Origin of the sequence: Flavobacterium sp. LHD-85, from assembly GCF_030929595.1 — a bacterium.
In the GTDB taxonomy this organism is placed as follows: domain Bacteria; phylum Bacteroidota; class Bacteroidia; order Flavobacteriales; family Flavobacteriaceae; genus Flavobacterium.
This window is the reverse complement of the sequence record NZ_JAVFVR010000039.1, coordinates 1-617: the sequence shown is the minus strand read 5'-3', so window position 1 is coordinate 617 and position 617 is coordinate 1. Positions and strand designations below refer to the sequence as shown.

1 protein-coding gene is annotated in these 617 nt (G+C 53.8%); it reads right to left on the bottom strand.

Annotated elements, in window-relative coordinates; all coding sequences use genetic code 11:
• A partial coding sequence (locus RB618_RS23685; RefSeq protein ID WP_308071094.1) for a hypothetical protein occupies positions 1-617 on the bottom strand: 617 nt, incomplete at both ends.

Genomic DNA, 617 nt, shown 5'->3' with positions numbered 1-617 from the left:
CCTTTCGCATCGCATCCTCCGCTCACTTTAAAGCCCTGTTTGAAGGTCTCAAATGCGGCATCCAATGCGGCCTGATCGGCATAGGCGCACGCTGAAGCGTTCACTGCTGTCGGAGCTTCCGGAGTTACGGCTGCTGGAGCGGTAATGGTGAAGTCTCTGCTGATGGTGGTTTCATAGCATTTGTCGGTCACTTTATAGGTAACTGTCACTGTTCCTCCATCGCATAGTGCCGGAGCCATCGGACTGCCTTGGATCTCCCCTTTCGCATCGCATCCTCCGCTCACTTTAAAGCCTGATTTGAATGTCTCAAATGCGGCATCCAATGCGGCCTGATCGGCATAAGCGCACGCTGAAGCGTTAACTGCTGTCGGAGCTTCAGGAGTTACGGCTGCTGGAGCTGTGATGGTGAAGTCTCGGCTGATGGTGGTCTCGTAGCATTTGTCGGTCACTTTATAGGTAACTGTAACTGTGCCTCCATCGCATAGTGCCGGAGCCATCGGACTGCCTTGGATCTCCCCTTTCGCATCGCATCCTCCGCTCACTTTAAAGCCTGATTTGAATGTCTCAAATGCGGCATCCAATGCGGCCTGATCGGCATAGGCGCACGCTGAAGCGTT